Below are 13,996 nucleotides of genomic sequence, written 5' to 3'. Positions count from 1 at the left end.
GGTACGATGCCTTGCCGCCCGGTACATATAGACCGGCGCGGTCCAGCGGCGTGACCTTCTGACCCAGCACCGTGCCGTCGGCTTCGGTGTAGGTCCAGGAATCCTGTTTCTGTTTTTCGTGATAGCTGCGCACGCGGGCCGCGGCTTTTTCCAGGGCTTCGCGCTGCGGTACGGTGATCCGGGTCAGCGCCAGTTCCAGACGTTCGCGCGGCAGGATCAGATCGGCCATCGAGGCGACTTCGAGGCCATCGAATTTCTGGGTGAATTCCACCAGCGCCGCATCGCCACGCTCGCGCACGGCTTTGATGATGTCCAGCACCCGCTGATTGACCGAGTCGTCAGACACACTTTCCCAGCTCAGCAGATGATCCAGATGATGTGCGAAATCCGGGTCAGCAGCGTTGAGTCGGCGAATTGCAGTCGGTGCGGTCATAGCGAGAGCCTCATAGGAATGGCAAAAACTCAGGCGCCCGAAGCTAACATTCGATCCGCTTGGGCACCTGAGAATTCTGGCTATGAGGCGGATAGACGGCGCGACTTGATGTCGCGCAGGTAGATCAGCCGCGGTGTCGAGACTCCACTGCCTTGCGCAGGGTGTCGATCAACGCTTGGATTCGGGCGTGCTGCATTTTCATCGAAGCTTTGTTGACGATAAGCCGGGAGCTGATGTCGGCAATGAAATCCTGGGGTTCCAGGCCATTGGCGCGCAGGGTGTTGCCGGTGTCGACCACGTCGATGATCTTGTCCGCCAGACCGATCAGCGGTGCCAGTTCCATCGAGCCGTAAAGCTTGATGATGTCGACCTGGCGACCCTGCTCGGCGTAGTAACGCTTGGCGACGTTGACGAACTTGGTCGCCACCCGCAGGCGGCCCTTAGGCTCGACATCACCGACACGGCCGGCGGTCATCAGCTTGCAGAGGGCAATTCGCAGGTCCAAAGGCTCGTACAGGCCCTGGCCGCCATATTCCATCAGCACATCTTTGCCGGCGACGCCGAGGTCCGCAGCACCATGCTCGACATACGTCGGCACGTCGGTGGCGCGCACGATCAGCAGACGTACGTCAGGCTGGGTCGTGGGAATGATCAGCTTGCGGCTTTTGTCCGGATTCTCGGTCGGCACGATGCCCGCTTCAGCCAGAAGCGGCAGGGTGTCATCAAGAATGCGGCCCTTGGACAGTGCGATGGTCAACATGGGAAGCGTCAGTCCTTAATCAGGAATCTTATGCCCGGTCGCAAACGGCGCCGAACACACATCGAGCCGGCAACCGGCTCGACTTGAACAAAATCAACGGCACATCCCTGTGCCCATGCAGCAGAAACTAGCCCGGCACGCGGCGGATCTTGGCACCCAGCATCTGCAGTTTTTCTTCGATGCACTCGTAACCACGGTCGATGTGGTAGATGCGGTCGATCAGGGTGTCGCCTTCAGCGATCAGCGCCGAGATGACCAGGCTGGCCGAAGCACGCAGGTCGGTGGCCATGACTGGCGCGCCTTTGAGCGTCTCGGTGCCGGTGACGATGGCGGTGTTGCCTTCGACCTGGATCTTGGCGCCCATGCGGTGCAGTTCGTAAACGTGCATGAAGCGGTTTTCGAAGATCGTCTCGATCACGGCACCGGTGCCTTCGGCAATGGCGTTGAGGGAGATGAACTGCGCTTGCATGTCGGTCGGGAACGCCGGGTATGGAGCGGTCCGCACGTTGACGGCTTTAGGCCGTTTGCCGTGCATGTTCAGCTCGATCCAGTCTTCGCCGCAGGTGATTTCGGCACCCGACTCACGGAGTTTTTCCAGAACGGCTTCGAGGATGGTCGGATCGGTATCCTTGACCTTCACACGACCGCCGGTCACGGCCGCCGCCACCAGGTAGGTACCGGTTTCGATACGGTCAGGCATCACCTTGTACGTGGTCGGGTGCAGACGCTCAACGCCATCAATGGTGATGGTGTCAGTGCCGGCGCCAGTAATCTTGGCACCCATGGCGATCAGGAAGTTCGCCAGGTCGATGACTTCAGGTTCGCGAGCGGCGTTTGCAAGAACGCTGCGGCCTTTGGCCAGAGCAGCCGCCATCATGATGTTTTCAGTACCGGTCACACTGACGGTATCGAAGAAGAAGTGCGCGCCGCGCAGGCCGCCTTCAGGTGCCTTGGCCTTGATGTAGCCGCCTTCGACGTCGATGACCGCACCCATGGCTTCAAGGCCGCGGATGTGCAGGTCGACCGGGCGCGAACCGATGGCGCAACCGCCAGGCAGTGCGACTTCGGCTTCGCCGAAACGGGCAACCATCGGACCGAGTACCAGGATCGACGCACGCATGGTTTTAACCAGCTCGTACGGTGCGATCAGGGTCTTGATGGTGCGCGGGTCGATTTCGACGCTGAGTTTCTCGTCGATCACTGGCTCAATGCCCATGCGACCGAACAGCTCGATCATCGTGGTGATGTCGTGCAGGTGTGGCAGGTTGGCCACGGTGACAGGGCCATCACACAGCAGGGTTGCAGCCAGGATCGGCAGGGCAGAGTTCTTTGCCCCGGAAATGCGGATTTCGCCATCAAGACGAACGCCGCCGGTAATAATCAATTTATCCATAAGAATCTCGACGCCCTTGGGCTCAGGTGCGCTCGGCCCAGGCCGCGCTGCTGAAAAATTTCATAGTGACCGCATGGATGCTGCCATCGGTGATCCATGGGTTCAAATGGGCATAGATCTGCTGCTGACGCTTCACCGGGCTCAACGCCGCCAGTTCATCGCTAATCACGTTCAGCTGAAAGTTGCAGCCTTCGCCCTCAACTTCTACCAACGTTCCGGGCAGCTTTCCTTCAAGGAAGCTCTTCACTTCTACGGCCTGCATGCTCAACCTCAATCGGCGCCCTGTGCGCACGGGTCGGACATCATACAAAAAAGCCCCGCGCCTGCGAACCCCGCTAAGCAGGACTCTGACGGGGGGCTTCTTTATAGATGCGGTCAGGGGTGCGCCAACAGCTCGGTCAATTCGCTGACCTGAGCGATTTCACGCATGTCTTCGGGCATCCCGCGAATGCTCAGCGCCTTGCCGGCCGCTTCTGCGTCACGCATGAAGCACAGCAGCAGCGACAAGCCGACACTGCTGGACTTCAACACTGCCGAACAATCAACCACCAGTTCGGTAACCGTGCTGGACTTGATCAACGCCTGCCCCTGCTTACGCAGATCCGGGCCGGTGCGATAGTCCAGCATGCCACTCAACAGCAGCTCGCCGGATTCGCTCATGCGAATGGCCGACACACTCATTGGGCCTGAGTCTCGGTTGATGCCTTGGCTTTGGCCACTTCCCCGGCCCAACCGTTGATGGTCTTGTCCAGGTCGTTGCCATTGCGCTGCATCGCATCAGCGAACTGATCACGGAACAGCTTGCCGATGTTGATGCYGTTGATGATCACATTGCGCAGCTTCCACTCGCCATTGATCTTCTCGAGCGTGTAAGTCACGGGATAGATCGTGCCGCTGCGGCCTTTGACTGTCATGCCGACGCTGGTGCGGTCGCCCGATTCGTCTTTGGCTGGATCAACAGTGATGCCCTGGTTGTCGTACTCAAGCAAAGCATTGCCATAAAACTGGAACAGGCCCTTCTTGAAGTTCTCTTCGAAGGTTTTCATCTGTGCCGGCGTGGCTTTCTTTGAGTACTTGACCGTCATGATGCTCTTGGAAATGCCCTCGGCATCCACCACAGGTCCGACGATCGTGTTCAACGCCGTATAAAAGTCCTTCGGGTCTTGCTTGTACTTCTCTTTGTTGGCCGACAGATCGGCCAGCATCCGGTTGGTGGTGTCCAGTACCAGTTCGTGCGCGGAAGGCGCCGCTACGGCGTTAGCCATCAACGGCAGTGCCGCGAGTACTATCAACAGGCCACGTCGCAAGGTAGAGATCATTCAAAAGCTCCTCATTTGGCTTCTTTGCTAACGGTATTGAGCAAAAATTTACCGATCAGGTCTTCGAGCACCAGCGACGACTGGGTGTCATGAATGGTTCCACCATCCTTGAGCAAGGCTTCTTCGCCGCCCACGCTGATACCGATGTACTTCTCGCCCAACAGGCCAGCGGTCAGGATAGATGCAGTGGAATCAGTCGGCAGGTTATCTACGCGCTTTTCCAGTTGCATGGTCACCCGACCGGTGAAGCTGTCGCGGTCCAGATCGATTGCTGTGACCTTACCGATGGTCACACCGGCCATGGTCACTTTGGCTCTGACCGTCAAACCGGCAATATTGTCAAAGTACGCATAAAGTTTATAGGTATCGGTGCTCGGGCTTGGGGACAGACCACTCACCCGCAACGCCAGCAGCAACAAAGCCAGAATGCCAGCCAGCAAGAAAAGGCCGACACCGATTTCCAGGGTGCGGTTTTGCATCAGAAATCTCCAAACATCAAAGCGGTCAGAATAAAGTCCAGGCCGAGTACAGCCAAAGAGGCATACACCACGGTCTTGGTAGTGGCACGACTGATCCCCTCGGAAGTGGGCTCACAGTCATAGCCTTGGAATACGGCGATCCAGGTCACGACGAACGCGAAGACGATGCTTTTGATGATGCCATTGAGCACATCATCAGTGAACGTCACGCTGTTTTGCATGTTCGACCAGTAGGACCCTTCATACACACCCAGCCAGTCGACTGCCACCCACGAACCGCCCCAGATACCCACCACGCTGAAGATCATCGCCAGCACCGGCAGGGAAATGAAGCCGGCCCACAGGCGCGGGGCAACAATGTATTTGAGCGGGTCGACACCAATCATTTCCAGACTGGACAACTGTTCGGTGGATTTCATGTTGCCGATTTCGGCAGTCAGCGCCGAACCGGCACGCCCGGCGAACAACAACGCCGTCACCACAGGCCCCAGTTCACGCAGGAGCGTGAGCGCAACCATCTGCCCGACCGCCTGCTCCGAGCCGTAGCTCGACAGAATGCTGAAGCCTTGCAGCGCCAGCACCATCCCGATGAACACCCCGGAGACCACAATGATCACCAGGGACATCACGCCCACTGAATGCAGTTGCTTGATCAGCAAGCCAAAACCGCCGCCGATGGCACCGCGACCGAGCAAGGCATGAAACAGGAATATCGTCGAACGACCAAACACCGCCAGCACATCGATGCCGGCGTGACCAAACCGTCGCACGCGTCCTAATAATGAAATCTTGCGCATCAACGCTTCCCCAGAAGATCTGCGCGGTAATCCGTCGCTGGAAAGTGGTATGCGACCGGACMGTCGGGCTCGCCGGTCATGAATTGACGGATCCGCGGCTCCTCAGAGTTCATCAATTCCTCGGGAGTCCCCTGCCCCAATACCTGGCCTTCACCCACGACATAGATGTAGTCGGCGATGCTCGCGGTTTCCGCCAGATCGTGGGAAACCACGATACTGGTGATACCCAGCGCATCGTTGAGCAGGCGGATCAGGCGCACCAGCACTCCCATGGCGATGGGGTCCTGGCCGACAAAGGGTTCGTCGTACATGAGGATCTGCGGATCGAGGGCAATCGCCCGGGCCAGCGCTACACGACGCTTCATGCCACCGGACAATTCGTCAGGCATCAGGTCGATGGCGCCACGCAAGCCCACGGCCTGCAATTTAAGCAGGACGATGTCACGGATCATTTCTTCCGGCAGCTCGGTATGAACGCGCAGCGGAAAGGCGACGTTCTCGAACACATCGAGGTCGGTAAACAGGGCGCCGCTCTGGAACAGCACGCCCATGTGCTTGCGCGCATCGAACAGATCACTGCGCGACAACTTCGGCAGGTTCTGGCCGTTGACCCAGACTTCGCCTTTTGTTGGACGCAATTGTGCGCCCATCAACCGCAACAGCGTGGTTTTGCCACAGCCGGAAGGCCCCATGATGCCGGTGACCTTGCCGCGCGGGATACGGATATCGACGTTATTGAAAATGCTGCGCGTACCGCGCTTGAAGGACAGTCCCTTCAGCTCGACCGCGTAGGCGTTATCGGCACTCATCTAAACTCCTTGCGATGCAGCCTCTCACTCGGACGCCTGACTTTCTGACGAAAGCACATACCTCCCTTGGCAGGCCGAACTGGCCGCGAACTATATCACTGCAAAGGCCCTGCGCCCAATGCCAAAGCCAGGCCATATTCAGTAATATCACCGGTAAAAAGCCTTGTTTAGAGGGGAGTCCGTCATCGGGCATAACAAAGCGTAACGAACTTGCGTGAGGGTTTTGATCATTACCGCTATAATCGCCGCCTTTTCATCAGGCTATCCGATTTCTGACATGAGCCAATCCAGCGACCTGATTCAATCAGCACAACGCACAATCCGCCTCGAACTGGAAGCCGTAGAAGGCTTGCTGCCCCACATCGATGCAGATTTCGTACGCGCATGCGAGATGATTCTGGCCAGCAAAGGCCGCGTGGTGGTGGTCGGCATGGGTAAATCAGGACACATCGGCAACAAGATCGCCGCGACCTTGGCCAGCACCGGCACCACGGCTTTTTTCGTCCACCCGGCCGAAGCCAGCCACGGCGACATGGGCATGATTACGCGCGATGACATCATCCTGGCCCTGTCGAACTCTGGTTCCACCAATGAAATCGTCACCCTGCTGCCACTGATCAAGCGCCTGGGCATTMAATTGATCAGCATGACCGGCAACCCGGGCTCCCCGCTGGCCAAGGCCGCCGAGGTCAACCTCAACGTTCACGTCGAACACGAGGCCTGCCCGCTAAACCTGGCACCCACCTCCTCTACCACGGCCGCCCTGGTGATGGGCGATGCCCTGGCCGTCGCGCTGCTGGAAGCTCGTGGCTTTACCGCTGAAGACTTCGCCTTTTCCCACCCCGGTGGTGCGCTTGGCCGACGTCTGCTGTTGAAAGTCGAAAATGTCATGCACGCCGGACAAGAGTTGCCACAGGTTCAGCGCGGCACCCTGCTTAAAGATGCATTGATGGAAATGACCCGCAAGGGCTTGGGCATGACTGTCATTGTGGAGGCTGACGGCAAACTGGCAGGGATCTTCACCGATGGTGATTTGCGTCGCACACTCGATCGCAGCATCGACATCCACAGCGCCACCGTCGAACAGGTCATGACTGTTCATGGCAAGACCGCCCGCGCCGAAATGCTCGCTGCCGAGGCCCTCAAAATTATGGAAGACCACAAAATCAACGCCCTGGTCGTGGTCGACAGCGAAGACCGTCCGGTCGGCGCCTTGAACATGCACGATTTGCTGCGTGCAGGAGTAATGTAATGAACACGGACCTGCTGCAACGCGGCAAACAGATCAAACTCGCGGTGTTCGACGTCGATGGCGTGCTGACCGACGGACGCCTGTACTTTCTCGAAGACGGCAGTGAATTCAAGACATTCAATACGCTCGACGGCCAAGGCATCAAGATGCTGATGGCAGCGGGCGTGCAGACCGCTATCATCAGCGGCCGCAAAACCCCGGTGGTCGAACGGCGAGCGAAAAACCTCGGCATCCCCCACCTTTTTCAGGGGCGCGAAGACAAATTGGTGGTGCTGGACGGGCTTCTGGCTCAACTCAACCTAAGCTATGAACAAGTGGCCTACCTCGGTGACGACCTGCCGGACCTGCCGGTGATTCGCCGCGTCGGCCTGGGCATGGCAGTAGCCAACGCCGCCAGCTTCGTGCGTGAAAACGCTCATGGCATTACCGTTGCCCGGGGTGGCGAGGGTGCCGCTCGCGAATTCTGCGAGTTGATCCTGCGCGCCCAGGGCCGCCTCGACGCAGCCAACGCTGAGTACCTGTGAGCCCACTATGCTGAGCAAAAAGTTTCGCAACGTCCTGCTATTCAGTTGCATCGCCGCGCTGTTCGCTGCGGTCGGCTACTGGAATATCAGCCCGGAACGCTTCCTCGACAAACCTGTGGTCAAGGTCGATGAAAGCGCGATCGACTATTACGCGATCAACGCCCACAGCGTGCAATACCTGCCGGACGGCAAACTGCAGTACGAAATGACGTCCGACAAGGTCGAACACCTGAAAGCGTCCGAAGTAACGTTGCTGACCAATCCCGACCTGAACATGTTTCGCGGTACGCAGTTTCCCTGGCACGTCCAGAGCGAGCACGGGGAAGTCAACCCGGATGGCACTCAGGTCGAGCTCATCGATAAGGTACGCATTACCCGTTTCGACGAAAAAAACCGCAGGACCCTGATTACCACCACCCGTATGACTGTGTTCCCGCAGCAGCAATATGCGCAGACCGATCAACCCGTTAGTATCGACGGCGCTGGCGGTGTATCGACAGGCATCGGAATGAAAGCGTACTTGAAAGAAAGCAGGATACACCTGCTATCTAACGTAAGAGGACAGTATGAGGCTCGTTAAAACCCTCCCTATTTTGCTCAGTCTGGGCGCAGCACTGGGAAGCGTGAGCGCCTGGGCTCTGCCAAACGATCAAGAGCAGCCTATCCGCATACAAGCCGACGACGCCCAACTGGACGACAAGAACGGCGTTGCTACCTATACGGGCGACGTGATCATCACCCAGGGTTCGATGAAGGTTACCGGCAATAAAGTGACCATGACCCGCACCCAGTCTGGTGAAATCGACGTGGTGACCTCGGTAGGCAATCTGGCCTACTTCGAGCAACTGCAGACTGCCGGCGACACCAAGCCTGTCCAGGGTTGGGGGGTGACCATCCAGTACCTCGCCCCACAAAATCGCGTCATATTGATCGACAAGGCAAAAGTAGTCGACAAGGACAACAACATCACCCAAGGCGAGAAAATCGTCTACGACACCGAGAAAAAACTCGCCAGTGCCGGTCGCGCTACCGGTAGCAAGGTGACCGAATCGCGTCCGCGTATCGACATGGTGATTCAGCCGAAGAAGAAAACCGACGAGCAAAAGGCCCCTTAAATGGCAACTCTGAAAGCTCAGCATCTGGCCAAGAGCTACAAGAGCCGCCAGGTCGTGCGTGACGTCAGCCTGTCGATCGACAGCGGTCAAATCGTCGGCCTGCTGGGTCCTAACGGCGCCGGCAAGACCACTTGCTTCTACATGATTGTCGGCCTGGTGCAGGCCGATCAGGGTCGTGTGCTGATCGACGATCTGGACGTCAGTCACCAGCCAATGCACGGTCGTGCAAAGGCCGGTATCGGCTATCTGCCGCAAGAAGCGTCGATCTTCCGCAAACTCTCGGTCGCCGACAACATCATGGCGATCCTCGAGACCCGCAAGGAACTTGACAAGGCCGGGCGTCGCAAAGAGCTGGAAAGCCTGCTGCAGGAATTCCACATCAGCCACATCCGCGACAACCTCGGCATGAGCCTGTCGGGCGGCGAACGCCGCCGTGTAGAAATCGCCCGGGCACTGGCTACCAACCCGAAATTCATCTTGCTGGACGAACCCTTCGCCGGCGTGGACCCGATTTCGGTCGGCGACATCAAACAGATCATCTACCACCTCAAGGCCAAGGGCATTGGCGTGCTGATCACTGACCACAACGTTCGTGAAACCCTGGATATCTGCGAAACCGCCTACATCGTCAACGATGGTCAGCTGATTGCCGAAGGCGATGCCGCCACTATCCTGGCCAACGATCTGGTGAAAGAAGTCTATCTGGGCCATGAGTTCCGCCTGTAAGCGTTGAGGTGTCTGGCTGTCCGCTCGAGCGCTTGCCGCGATAAAAAATCAACACTTTTTTATTGTTACAGCGCTCTAGGCAAACACTGCAATTTCGGGCATATAATTTGCTTATGTTTGGCGCCCCGGCGCCCTGTAGTGGATGGCGCATGTGCGCCGGCGAATAAGGTTTAAGCCCCTGCCATGAAACCATCGCTAGTCTTGAGAATGGGCCAGCAGCTGACGATGACACCGCAGCTGCAACAGGCCATCCGCCTGCTCCAATTGTCGACCCTGGACCTGCAACAGGAAATCCAGGAGGCATTGGAGTCCAATCCGATGCTCGAACGCCAGGAAGAAGGCGACGACTTCGACAACGCCGACCCCTTGGCCGACAAAGCCGAGCAGCCACCCAACGCCGATATTCAAGAGCCCTCCTACCAGGAGACCGCTCCCACGGTGGACAACCTCGAGGAAGGTGACTGGAACGAGCGCATTCCCAATGACCTGCCGGTCGATACCGCATGGGAAGACGTTTACCAGACCAGCGCCAGCAGCCTGCCGAGCAACGATGACGACGAATGGGACTTCACCACTCGCACATCGGCCGGCGAGAGCCTGCAAAGCCACCTGTTGTGGCAATTGAACCTGGCACCGATGTCCGACACCGATCGCCTGATCGCCGTGACCCTGATCGACTGCGTCAACAATCAGGGCTACCTGGACGAAACCCTCGAGGAAATCCTCGAAGCCTTCGATCCGGAACTGGACATCGAACTGGACGAAATCGAAGCCGTCCTCCACCGCATCCAGCAATTCGAGCCGGCCGGTATCGGCGCTCGTAACCTGGGTGAATGCCTGCTGCTGCAATTGCGCCAATTGCCAGCCAAGACGCCTTGGCTCGCCGAAGCCAAGCGCCTGGTCAGCGACTACATCGACCTGCTCGGCAGCCGCGACTACAGCCAGCTGATGCGCCGCATGAAGCTCAAGGAAGATGAACTGCGCCAGGTCATCGAACTGGTCCAGAGCCTCAACCCGCGCCCCGGCTCGCAGATCGAATCCAGCGAAGCCGAGTACGTCGTTCCCGACGTTATCGTACGCAAGGACAACGAGCGCTGGCTGGTGGAACTGAATCAGGAATCAGTGCCACGGCTGCGGGTCAACGCTCAATACGCAGGGTTTGTCCGTCGCGCCGACACCAGCGCCGACAACACCTTCATGCGCAATCAGTTGCAAGAGGCCCRCTGGTTCATCAAGAGCCTGCAAAGCCGTAACGAAACACTGATGAAAGTCGCCACCCAGATCGTCGAGCATCAGCGCGGCTTCCTGGAGTACGGCGATGAAGCCATGAAACCACTGGTCCTGCATGACATAGCCGAAGCAGTGGGCATGCACGAATCGACAATCTCACGGGTGACCACGCAAAAGTTCATGCATACCCCTCGGGGAATCTATGAACTGAAATACTTTTTTTCCAGCCACGTCAGCACCTCCGAAGGCGGTGAATGCTCGTCCACAGCGATCCGCGCGATCATCAAAAAACTGGTTGCTGCGGAAAATCAGAAAAAGCCGTTGAGTGACAGCAAGATCGCTGGTTTACTGGAGGCACAAGGCATTCAGGTGGCTCGCCGCACCGTCGCCAAGTACCGCGAGTCCCTCGGGATCGCGCCTTCGAGCGAACGCAAGCGGTTGATGTAGAGCCACGCCACAGCGTTCCAGTGGTAGATCATTTGATCTACCGCTTTATGCACTGGCAACGAAGGAGAAGCTGTATGCAAGTCAACATCAGTGGACACCAACTGGAAGTGACCGAACCCCTGCGCGCCTATATCGGCGAAAAACTCGAACGATTAGAGCGGCATTTCGACAAGATCACCAACGTGCAGGTCACGATGACGGTCGAGAAGCTGAAGCAGAAAATCGAAGCCACCCTGCATATTCCCGGCAATGAAGTGGTCGCCAACGCGGAACATACCGATATGTACGCAGCGATCGACTCACTGACCGACAAGCTGGATAAACAACTCAAAAAGCATAAGGAAAAGACCCAGAGCCTCCTCCAGGGTGCGACCGGTCGTTAACACTCCCAACCCATGATCCGACTTGAAAATATCCTGACCCCCGGCCGTTCCCTCGTGAACGTGCCGGGCGGCAGTAAAAAGAAAGCCCTCGAGCAAATTGCCAACCTGATCGCCCGGGAAGTGCCGGATCTGGAGATGCAAGATGTCTTCGAGGCTTTGATTGCCCGTGAAAAACTCGGGTCGACCGGTTTTGGCAACGGCATCGCCATCCCCCACTGTCGCCTGAAGGGCTGCGAGTCCCCCATCAGCGCCTTGATGCACCTTGACGCCCCCATTGATTTCGACGCCATCGACGGCGCTCCGGTTGACCTGCTGTTCGTACTGCTGGTCCCGCAAGCGGCTACCGATGCGCACCTGGAACTGCTCCGCCAGATCGCCAGCATGCTCGATCGCAAGGAAGTCCGTGATCGTCTTCGCAGCGCCCCGAGCAACGAAGCCTTGTATCAGGTTGTCCTGGACGAGCAAAACGGTCAGTAATCATGCGCTTGATCATCGTCAGCGGCCGCTCCGGCTCAGGTAAAAGCACCGTCCTCAATGTTCTCGAGGACAACGGCTACTACTGCATCGACAACCTGCCCGCCGGCCTGCTGCCGGAACTGGCGGAACGAGCGCTGATTCATACCGAACTCTCACAACCGCTGGTCGCCGTATCCATCGATGCGCGTAACCTGCCGAGTCACCTTTCGCGGTTTCCCGAATTGCTCGAGGAAGTCCGTAGTCGGCATATCAAATGCGATGTGCTGTACCTGGACGCCGACGAAGAAACCTTGCTCAAACGCTTTTCCGAAACCCGCCGTCGTCACCCGCTGAGCAGCGCCAACCGATCGTTGGCCGAGGCAATCGAGGACGAAAGCAATCTGCTGGGACCCATCGCCGATCTGGCAGATCTCAAAATCAATACCACCAACCTGAACCTGTATCAGCTACGCGACACCATCAAGCTGCGCCTGCTGAACCAGCCGGAAGCGAGTACTGCGTTCCTGGTCGAGTCTTTCGGGTTCAAACGTGGCATGCCGGTGGACGCGGACCTGGTGTTCGACGTGCGCTGCCTGCCCAACCCCTACTGGAAGCCGGAACTGCGTGCGCAGTCCGGGCTCGATCAACCGGTGGCCGAGTACCTGGCAGCCCAACCGGACGTCGAAGAGATGTTCCAGGACATTTCCTCGTATTTGCTCAAGTGGTTGCCGCGCTTTGCCGCGAGCAACCGCGCTTATGTCACCATCGCCATTGGCTGCACCGGAGGACATCACCGCTCCGTCTACCTGACCGAAYGTCTGGGTCAGGTTCTGCAACAATCCCTGAAGAACGTCCAGGTCCGCCACCGCGACCTCAGCTAAAGGATTCACATCGCGATGCCTGCTCAGGAAATCGAAATCATCAACAAGCTGGGCCTGCATGCCCGTGCTTCTGCAAAATTTGTTGGCGTTGCCGGTGAATTCAAGGATTGCACGATTAGGGTAGGACGCACGCCGGAATCCACGGTCGACGGTAAAAGCATCATGGCAATGATGATGCTCGCTGCGGGCAAGGGCACCAAAATCCACCTGAGCACTGAAGGTGATCAGGCTGATGAGGCGCTGCAGGCATTGGTGAATTTGATCAACGATTACTTCGGCRAAGGCGAGTAACCCCTGTAGCAGCTGGCGMAGCCTGCGTCCGGCTGCGCAGCAGACGTAAAATCAGGCACAGCGGTCTTTCAGGAAAACCGTGTAATCCGGTTTTACGACTGCGACGCAGCCGGACGCAGGCTTCGCCAGCTGCTACAAAGTCCGCGTCCGTCCTCTAGACCAACGCCGTATCCATCACCATCATCAGACAAAACCCGATCAGCAAGCCAAGACTGGCGAGCTTGTCGTGACCATTGCGTCGTGATTCGGGAATCACTTCATGGGTGACCACTAGCAGCATTGCCCCCGCCGCCAGCGCCAGGCCTAAAGGCAACAACAGCTCGGCAAGGCTCACCAGCCACGCGCACAACAGCGCAAATACCGGCTCGACCAACCCTGATGCCGCACCGATCAGGAATGCCTTGACCCTCGACATGCCCGCCCCAGCCAACACCAACGCAATCACCAGCCCTTCCGGGACATCCTGCAAAGCGATGCCCATCGCCAGACTGTCAGCATCGGGCATGCCACCCCCGGCAGAAACGCCGACTGCCATGCCTTCAGGAATGTTGTGCGCGATGATGGCAAAGACAAACAACCAGATCCGTGGTGGAATCACTGGCCGCTCCAGCGATCCGATGAGCAGTTCCGGCGACGCGTCAGCCACCCTCCGATCCACCAGAAACAACCCGAATGCACCCAGCATGATGCCGAAGCTGATC

At 58.0% G+C, this 13,996-nt stretch carries 20 protein-coding genes; 10 read left to right on the top strand and 10 right to left on the bottom strand.

What is annotated here, in order from left to right; genetic code table 11:
• The 9 genes from AC1DRJ_RS10375 to AC1DRJ_RS10335 all read right to left on the bottom strand — a co-directional run.
• The coding region (locus tag AC1DRJ_RS10375) for a histidinol dehydrogenase (RefSeq protein ID WP_477802056.1) at nt 1-433 on the bottom strand (433 nt) is incomplete at its 3' end.
• Between the two features lie 124 nt (nt 434-557).
• Nucleotides 558-1,193 (bottom strand): ATP phosphoribosyltransferase, encoded by a 636-nt coding sequence (gene hisG / locus AC1DRJ_RS10370; RefSeq protein WP_007942738.1) that lies wholly within the window; start codon nt 1,191-1,193, stop codon nt 558-560.
• A 127-nt stretch (nt 1,194-1,320) separates the two neighbouring features.
• A complete protein-coding gene (gene murA / locus AC1DRJ_RS10365; RefSeq protein WP_477802055.1) occupies nt 1,321-2,586 on the bottom strand; it encodes a UDP-N-acetylglucosamine 1-carboxyvinyltransferase in 1,266 nt (421 codons plus the stop codon).
• 22 nt (nt 2,587-2,608) lie between these two features.
• Nucleotides 2,609-2,848 carry a BolA family protein gene (locus tag AC1DRJ_RS10360; protein ID WP_007912386.1) on the bottom strand — a complete coding sequence of 80 codons (240 nt, stop codon included), beginning with the start codon at nt 2,846-2,848 and terminating at the stop codon, nt 2,609-2,611.
• Between the two features lie 113 nt (nt 2,849-2,961).
• Nucleotides 2,962-3,267 carry an STAS domain-containing protein gene (locus tag AC1DRJ_RS10355; protein ID WP_477802054.1) on the bottom strand — a complete coding sequence of 102 codons (306 nt, stop codon included), beginning with the start codon at nt 3,265-3,267 and terminating at the stop codon, nt 2,962-2,964.
• On the bottom strand, nt 3,264-3,905 hold the full coding sequence (locus tag AC1DRJ_RS10350) for an MlaC/ttg2D family ABC transporter substrate-binding protein (RefSeq protein ID WP_477802053.1): 642 nt from the start codon (nt 3,903-3,905) through the stop codon (nt 3,264-3,266). Before AC1DRJ_RS10350 ends, AC1DRJ_RS10355 begins: the two co-directional genes overlap by 4 nt.
• Nucleotides 3,906-3,916: 11 nt before the next feature.
• Nucleotides 3,917-4,384, bottom strand: coding sequence for an outer membrane lipid asymmetry maintenance protein MlaD (gene mlaD / locus AC1DRJ_RS10345; RefSeq protein ID WP_223516510.1), 468 nt, complete (start codon nt 4,382-4,384; stop codon nt 3,917-3,919).
• The gene (gene mlaE, locus AC1DRJ_RS10340) at nt 4,384-5,181 is read right to left on the bottom strand and encodes a lipid asymmetry maintenance ABC transporter permease subunit MlaE (protein WP_477802052.1); all 798 of its coding nucleotides are present in this window, start codon (nt 5,179-5,181) and stop codon (nt 4,384-4,386) included. The genes mlaD and mlaE overlap by 1 nt, the downstream gene beginning before the upstream one ends.
• Nucleotides 5,181-5,990: an ATP-binding cassette domain-containing protein gene (locus AC1DRJ_RS10335; protein ID WP_477802051.1), complete on the bottom strand. Its 810-nt coding sequence runs from the start codon at nt 5,988-5,990 to the stop codon at nt 5,181-5,183. Before AC1DRJ_RS10335 ends, mlaE begins: the two co-directional genes overlap by 1 nt.
• Before the next feature lie 277 nt (nt 5,991-6,267).
• Here AC1DRJ_RS10335 and AC1DRJ_RS10330 point away from each other — a divergent pair, with 277 nt between their 5' ends.
• The 10 genes from AC1DRJ_RS10330 (at nt 6,268) to AC1DRJ_RS10285 (ending at nt 13,295) form a co-directional block, all read left to right on the top strand.
• Complete coding sequence (locus tag AC1DRJ_RS10330; protein ID WP_477802050.1) at nt 6,268-7,242, top strand: KpsF/GutQ family sugar-phosphate isomerase; 975 nt, start codon at nt 6,268-6,270, stop codon at nt 7,240-7,242.
• On the top strand, nt 7,242-7,766 hold the full coding sequence (locus AC1DRJ_RS10325; RefSeq protein WP_477802049.1) for a KdsC family phosphatase: 525 nt from the start codon (nt 7,242-7,244) through the stop codon (nt 7,764-7,766). The genes AC1DRJ_RS10330 and AC1DRJ_RS10325 overlap by 1 nt, the downstream gene beginning before the upstream one ends.
• Nucleotides 7,767-7,773: 7 nt before the next feature.
• A complete protein-coding gene (gene lptC / locus AC1DRJ_RS10320) occupies nt 7,774-8,346 on the top strand; it encodes an LPS export ABC transporter periplasmic protein LptC (protein ID WP_477802048.1) in 573 nt (190 codons plus the stop codon).
• Nucleotides 8,333-8,881: a lipopolysaccharide transport periplasmic protein LptA gene (gene lptA / locus AC1DRJ_RS10315; RefSeq protein ID WP_477802047.1), complete on the top strand. Its 549-nt coding sequence runs from the start codon at nt 8,333-8,335 to the stop codon at nt 8,879-8,881. The genes lptC and lptA overlap by 14 nt, the downstream gene beginning before the upstream one ends.
• Entirely contained in the window at nt 8,882-9,607 is a 726-nt protein-coding gene (gene lptB, locus AC1DRJ_RS10310) for an LPS export ABC transporter ATP-binding protein (protein WP_007942755.1), read from the top strand.
• Nucleotides 9,608-9,790: 183 nt separating this feature from the next.
• Nucleotides 9,791-11,284 carry an RNA polymerase factor sigma-54 gene (locus AC1DRJ_RS10305; protein WP_477802046.1) on the top strand — a complete coding sequence of 498 codons (1,494 nt, stop codon included), beginning with the start codon at nt 9,791-9,793 and terminating at the stop codon, nt 11,282-11,284.
• A 74-nt stretch (nt 11,285-11,358) separates the two neighbouring features.
• Nucleotides 11,359-11,667 carry a ribosome hibernation-promoting factor, HPF/YfiA family gene (hpf, locus tag AC1DRJ_RS10300; protein WP_007942757.1) on the top strand — a complete coding sequence of 103 codons (309 nt, stop codon included), beginning with the start codon at nt 11,359-11,361 and terminating at the stop codon, nt 11,665-11,667.
• 12 nt (nt 11,668-11,679) lie between these two features.
• A complete protein-coding gene (gene ptsN, locus AC1DRJ_RS10295; protein WP_223516504.1) occupies nt 11,680-12,144 on the top strand; it encodes a PTS IIA-like nitrogen regulatory protein PtsN in 465 nt (154 codons plus the stop codon).
• Nucleotides 12,145-12,146: 2 nt separating this feature from the next.
• Complete coding sequence (gene rapZ, locus AC1DRJ_RS10290; RefSeq protein ID WP_477802045.1) at nt 12,147-13,004, top strand: RNase adapter RapZ; 858 nt, start codon at nt 12,147-12,149, stop codon at nt 13,002-13,004.
• Nucleotides 13,005-13,019: 15 nt separating this feature from the next.
• Nucleotides 13,020-13,295: an HPr family phosphocarrier protein gene (locus tag AC1DRJ_RS10285; protein ID WP_477802044.1), complete on the top strand. Its 276-nt coding sequence runs from the start codon at nt 13,020-13,022 to the stop codon at nt 13,293-13,295.
• Nucleotides 13,296-13,449: 154 nt separating this feature from the next.
• On the opposite strand, the gene AC1DRJ_RS10280 is transcribed toward AC1DRJ_RS10285, so the two are convergent.
• Nucleotides 13,450-13,996, bottom strand: a 547-nt coding sequence (locus AC1DRJ_RS10280; RefSeq protein WP_477802043.1) for a ZIP family metal transporter, incomplete at its 5' end; no start/stop codon positions are given.

The organism is Pseudomonas sp. P5_B2, from assembly GCF_056400445.1.
Note: the sequence above shows the minus strand (reverse complement) of the source record. Positions and strands in the feature narration are given on the sequence as shown.

Bases quoted from the DNA above. Each gene is read 5' to 3' on its own strand.
- lptA (WP_477802047.1), top strand. From the start codon at position 8,333: ATGAGGCTCGTTAAAACCCTCCCTATTTTGCTCAGTCTGGGCGCAGCA.
- AC1DRJ_RS10325 (WP_477802049.1), top strand. From the start codon at position 7,242: ATGAACACGGACCTGCTGCAACGCGGCAAACAGATCAAACTCGCGGTG.
- mlaD (WP_223516510.1), bottom strand. From the start codon at position 4,384: ATGCAAAACCGCACCCTGGAAATCGGTGTCGGCCTTTTCTTGCTGGCT.
- ptsN (WP_223516504.1), top strand. From the start codon at position 11,680: ATGATCCGACTTGAAAATATCCTGACCCCCGGCCGTTCCCTCGTGAAC.
- lptB (WP_007942755.1), top strand. From the start codon at position 8,882: ATGGCAACTCTGAAAGCTCAGCATCTGGCCAAGAGCTACAAGAGCCGC.
- murA (WP_477802055.1), bottom strand. From the start codon at position 2,586: ATGGATAAATTGATTATTACCGGCGGCGTTCGTCTTGATGGCGAAATC.
- mlaE (WP_477802052.1), bottom strand. From the start codon at position 5,181: ATGCGCAAGATTTCATTATTAGGACGCGTGCGACGGTTTGGTCACGCC.
- AC1DRJ_RS10360 (WP_007912386.1), bottom strand. From the start codon at position 2,848: ATGCAGGCCGTAGAAGTGAAGAGCTTCCTTGAAGGAAAGCTGCCCGGA.
- AC1DRJ_RS10355 (WP_477802054.1), bottom strand. From the start codon at position 3,267: ATGAGTGTGTCGGCCATTCGCATGAGCGAATCCGGCGAGCTGCTGTTG.
- lptC (WP_477802048.1), top strand. From the start codon at position 7,774: ATGCTGAGCAAAAAGTTTCGCAACGTCCTGCTATTCAGTTGCATCGCC.
- hisG (WP_007942738.1), bottom strand. From the start codon at position 1,193: ATGTTGACCATCGCACTGTCCAAGGGCCGCATTCTTGATGACACCCTG.
- hpf (WP_007942757.1), top strand. From the start codon at position 11,359: ATGCAAGTCAACATCAGTGGACACCAACTGGAAGTGACCGAACCCCTG.